Below are 4,480 nucleotides of genomic sequence, written 5' to 3'. Positions count from 1 at the left end.
CACCTGGAAGGTGCGGGCAGGGCCCGCGGATGTCCGTACGCGCCGCCCGGGCGGCGCCGGTCGCCCCTTCAGAGGACCCGGTCGCCCGGAAGCCCGCTCAGCGCTGCTCCACCGGAACGTAGTCGCGCTCGACGACGCCGGTGTAGATCTGGCGCGGTCGGCCGATGCGGGAGCCCGGCTCCTTGATCATCTCGTGCCACTGGGCGATCCAGCCGGGAAGGCGTCCGAGCGCGAACAGCACGGTGAACATGGTGGTCGGGAAGCCCATGGCCCGGTAGATCAGACCGGTGTAGAAGTCGACGTTCGGATAGAGGTTGCGCTCGACGAAGTAGTCGTCGGCCAGCGCGTGCTCCTCCAGCTTCAGCGCGATGTCCAGCAGCTCGTCGGACTTGCCGAGCGCGGAGAGGACGTCGTGCGCCGCCGCCTTGATGATCTTCGCCCGGGGGTCGAAGCTCTTGTAGACGCGGTGGCCGAAGCCCATCAGCCGGACGCCCTCCTCCTTGTTCTTCACCCGGCGGATGAAGGAGTCGACGTCACCGCCCTCGGCCTTGATGCGCTCCAGCATCTCCAGCACCGACTGGTTGGCGCCGCCGTGCAGGGGGCCCCACAGGGCGCTGATCCCGGCGGAGATGGAGGCGAACATGTTCGCCTGGGAGGAGCCGACCAGGCGCACGGTGGAGGTCGAGCAGTTCTGCTCGTGGTCCGCGTGCAGGATGAGCAGCTTGTCCAGGGCGCTGCTGACAACCGGGTCGAGCTCGTACTCCTCGGCCGGGACCGAGAAGGTCATGCGCAGGAAGTTCTCGACGTAGCCCAGGTCGTTGCGCGGGTAGACCACCGGGTGGCCCACCGACTTCTTGTAGGCGTACGCCGCGATGGTGGGCAGCTTGGCGAGCAACCGGATGGTGGACAGATGCCGCTGCTGCTCGTCGAAGGGGTTGTGACTGTCCTGGTAGAAGGTGGACAGCGCGCTCACCACCGAGGAGAGCATCGCCATCGGGTGGGCGTCCCGGGGGAAGCCGTCGTAGAACCGTTTGACGTCCTCGTGGAGCAGGGTGTGCTGGGTGATCTCGTTGCGGAAGCCGGCCAGCTGGTCGACGGTGGGCAGCTCCCCGTTGATCAGCAGGTACGCCGTCTCGAGGAACGTGCCGTGCTCGGCGAGCTGCTCGATCGGATACCCGCGGTAGCGGAGGATGCCCTTCTCCCCGTCGAGAAAGGTGACCGCCGACCTGTACGCGGCGGTGTTGCCGTAACCGGAGTCCAGGGTCACCAGACCGGTCCGGGCACGCAGCTTGGAGATGTCGAAACCACTGTCACCGACAGTGCTGTCGACCAGCGGGAAGCTGTACTCGCCGTCCCCGTACCGCAGTACTACTGCGCCATCGCTTTCACGGTGTTCGCTCACGTCATCCCTCACCGACGTAGTGCCTCATCTTCGAGTGCCCTGTCCTCGTCCCACTGTCTCCCATTCGGTGCGGTGCGGTGCACTCGGGGTCGGCCAGCAGGCCCGCGGGTGGCACGGAGTGCCTCCGGAAAACTACGCGGGGTTCGGCGTGCCGCGCAATCGGTGGTCCAGGGCTGTGCAGCGCCGTCCCGCGGAGACCGTCCGCACGGCCTGGCCCAGGGCCCTGCGCGAACCCACCAGCACCACGAGGCTCTTGGCCCTCGTCACCGCCGTGTAGAGGAGGTTGCGCTGGAGCATCATCCAGGCGCCGGTGGTGACCGGGACGACCACCGCCGGGTACTCACTGCCCTGGGAGCGGTGGATGGTCACCGCGTAGGCGTGCGCGAGTTCGTCCAGTTCGTCGAAGGCGTAGCCCACCTCCTCGTCCTCGTCGGTGCGTACCGTCAGGCGCTGCTCCTCCGTGCTCAGCGCGGTGACCACGCCCACCGTGCCGTTGAAGACCCCGCACGCTCCCTTCTCGTAGTTGTTGCGAATCTGAGTGACCTTGTCACCTACCCGGAAAACCCTCCCGCCGAAGCGCTTTTCCAGAAGGTCGGGCCGGGCGGGGGTGATGACCTGCTGGAGCAGTCCGTTGAGCGTGCCCGCGCCGGCGGGGCCCCGGTGCATCGGCGCCAGCACCTGCACGTCGCGGCGCGGGTCGAGGCCGAACTTCGCCGGGATGCGCCGGGCCGCCACGTCGACGGTGAGCCGGCCGGCCTCCTCGGTGTCGTCCTCCGCGAAGAGGAAGAAGTCCGGCAGTCCCCGAGTGATGGGCGGAACCCCGGAGTTGATCCGGTGGGCGTTGGTGACCACGCCGGACTGCTGGGCCTGCCGGAAGATCCGCGTCAGCCGCACCGCCGGGACCGGGCTGCCCTCGGCGAGCAGGTCGCGCAGCACCTCGCCCGCCCCCACCGACGGCAACTGGTCCACGTCTCCCACCAGCAGCAGATGGGCGCCCGGCGCCACGGCCTTGATCAGCTTGTTGGCCAGCAGCAGATCCAGCATGGACGCCTCGTCGACGACCACCAGATCGGCGTCCAGCGGCCGCTCCCGGTCGTAGGCGGCGTCCCCGCCGGGCTTGAGCTCCAGCAGCCGGTGGACGGTGGATGCCTCCGCCCCGGTCAGCTCCGACAGCCGCTTGGCCGCCCGGCCGGTGGGCGCGGCCAGCACCACCTTCGCCCGCTTGGCCCGTGCCAGCTCCACCACCGACCGCACGGTGAAGGACTTGCCGCAGCCGGGCCCCCCGGTGAGCACCGCCACCTTCTCGGTCAGCGCCAGCCTCACCGCTTCCCGCTGCTCGGGGGCCAGCTCGGCCCCGGTGCGGCCCGCCAGCCATGACAGGGCCTTCTCCCAGTCGACGTCGCGGAAGACGGGGATGCGGTCCTCCTCGGTGCGCAGCAGGCGCAGCAGCTGGGCCGACAGGGACAACTCGGCGCGGTGGAAGGGCACCAGGTAGACCGCCGAGACCCGCTCGCCCGGGTGCTCCGGATCGGGGACCCGCTCGCGCACCACCCCCTCCTCCTCGCCCGCCAGCTCGCCCAGGCAGTCGATGACCAGGCCGGTGTCCACCTGGAGCAGCTTGACGGTGTCGGCGATCAACCGCTCCTCCGGCAGATAACAGTGCCCCTGGTCGGCCGACTGCGACAGCGCGTACTGCAACCCGGCCTTCACCCGGTCGGGGCTGTCGTGCGGGATGCCGACGGCCTGCGCGATGCGGTCGGCGGTCAGGAAGCCGATGCCCCACACGTCGGCGGCCAGCCGGTAGGGCTGGTTGCGCACCACCGAGATCGAGGCGTCGCCGTACTTCTTGTAGATGCGCACCGCGATCGAGGTGGACACGCCCACCCCCTGGAGGAAGACCATCACCTCCTTGATCGCCTTCTGCTCCTCCCACGCCGCGCCGATCAGCTTCGTCCGCTTCGGGCCGAGGCCGGGCACCTCGATCAGCCGCTCCGGCTCGTTCTCGATGACATCCAGGGTCTCCAGCCCGAAGTGGTCCACGATCCGCTCGGCGATCCTCGGGCCGATGCCCTTGATCAGACCGGAGCCCAGATAGCGCCGGATGCCCTGGACGGTGGCCGGCAGGACCGTCGTGTAGTTCTCCACGGTGAACTGGCGGCCGTACTGCGGGTGGGAGCCCCAGCGGCCCTCCATCCGCAGCGACTCCCCCACCTGTGCGCCGAGCAGCGAGCCGACGACTGTGAGCAGCTCGCCGCCGCGCCCGGTGTCGACGCGGGCGACCGTGTAGCCGTTTTCCTCGTTGGCGTAGGTGATCCGTTCGAGTACGGCCTCGAGTACGGCGGGCTGGAAGGACATGTCACAGACGGTAGCGCCGGGGACCGACAACCGGAACGCCCGGCCTCGGGTCCGGCCGCGTGCGGCGCGGAACGTTACGAGGGGTCCGGCCTGTGCGGCCGGACCCCTCGTGTCCCCCCGCCGGTCTCACCCTCCCCCGAGATCCCTCCCCGGTTCGACCGACACCGGCTATGACTTTCGGAGGGCCGGAAGGGTTGCACGGCGGAACAAGATTTTTTCCACCGGTTCTCCCGCGCTCCCCCGGCGACGGGCGTCGGATGTGGAATCGGCCCGGGTCCGGGTACCCGGCAGGCGCTCCCCCCCGGGGGCTCTCCGGTCCGGGCCCGCCCGACGGCTCCGCCGGAGCCCTCCGGCGGACGGGAGCGGCGGGATACGACCGTGACGGCATTCGACAGTGAGGAGAGGACGCATGAGCGGATGGACACCATCCCAGGCCGAGGGCGAGCGGGACGACGAGGAGGGCGTCGACCAGTCACGCGGACTGCACGAGCGGCACGAGGCCGCCTCCGGGCGGGCCTCCGCGGAGAAGGGCGGCCCGGAGAAGGGCAGCCCGGAGAAGACCGCCGGCGCCGCGGACAGGGGCCCGGCCGCCGACCCCTCGCAGGCCGGGGGCGGCAAGGGCGCGGAGGGCTCCGAGCAGGGCCGCGGTCGCGCACTCGGTCGTACGCTCCGGAGAACGTGGGCCGACCGGGCGCGGGCGGGTGCCGCGCCCGGTCGGGATGC

Annotated in this window: 3 protein-coding genes; 1 reads left to right on the top strand and 2 read right to left on the bottom strand. The window is 70.3% G+C overall.

What is annotated here, in order from left to right; translation table 11 throughout:
- Positions 1 to 97 precede the first annotated feature (97 nt).
- Complete coding sequence (locus tag LJ221_RS15920; protein WP_241717397.1) at positions 98 to 1,402, bottom strand: citrate synthase; 1,305 nt, start codon at positions 1,400 to 1,402, stop codon at positions 98 to 100.
- A gap of 132 nt (positions 1,403 to 1,534) precedes the next feature.
- Positions 1,535 to 3,757 (bottom strand): ATP-dependent RecD-like DNA helicase, encoded by a 2,223-nt coding sequence (locus tag LJ221_RS15915; protein WP_241717396.1) that lies wholly within the window; start codon positions 3,755 to 3,757, stop codon positions 1,535 to 1,537.
- Between the two features lie 409 nt (positions 3,758 to 4,166).
- Between LJ221_RS15915 and LJ221_RS15910 the strand changes: the two genes are divergently transcribed.
- Positions 4,167 to 4,480 (top strand): hypothetical protein (locus LJ221_RS15910; protein ID WP_241717395.1); only part of this gene is annotated, 314 nt, incomplete at its 3' end.

This window comes from Streptomyces sp. CNQ085 (genome assembly GCF_022614595.1).
In the GTDB taxonomy this organism is placed as follows: domain Bacteria; phylum Actinomycetota; class Actinomycetes; order Streptomycetales; family Streptomycetaceae; genus Streptomyces.
Note: the sequence above shows the minus strand (reverse complement) of the source record. Positions and strands in the feature narration are given on the sequence as shown.

Coding starts and splice junctions, on each gene's coding strand:
- LJ221_RS15915 (WP_241717396.1), bottom strand. CDS start 3,757: ATGTCCTTCCAGCCCGCCGTACTCGAGGCCGTACTCGAACGGATCACC.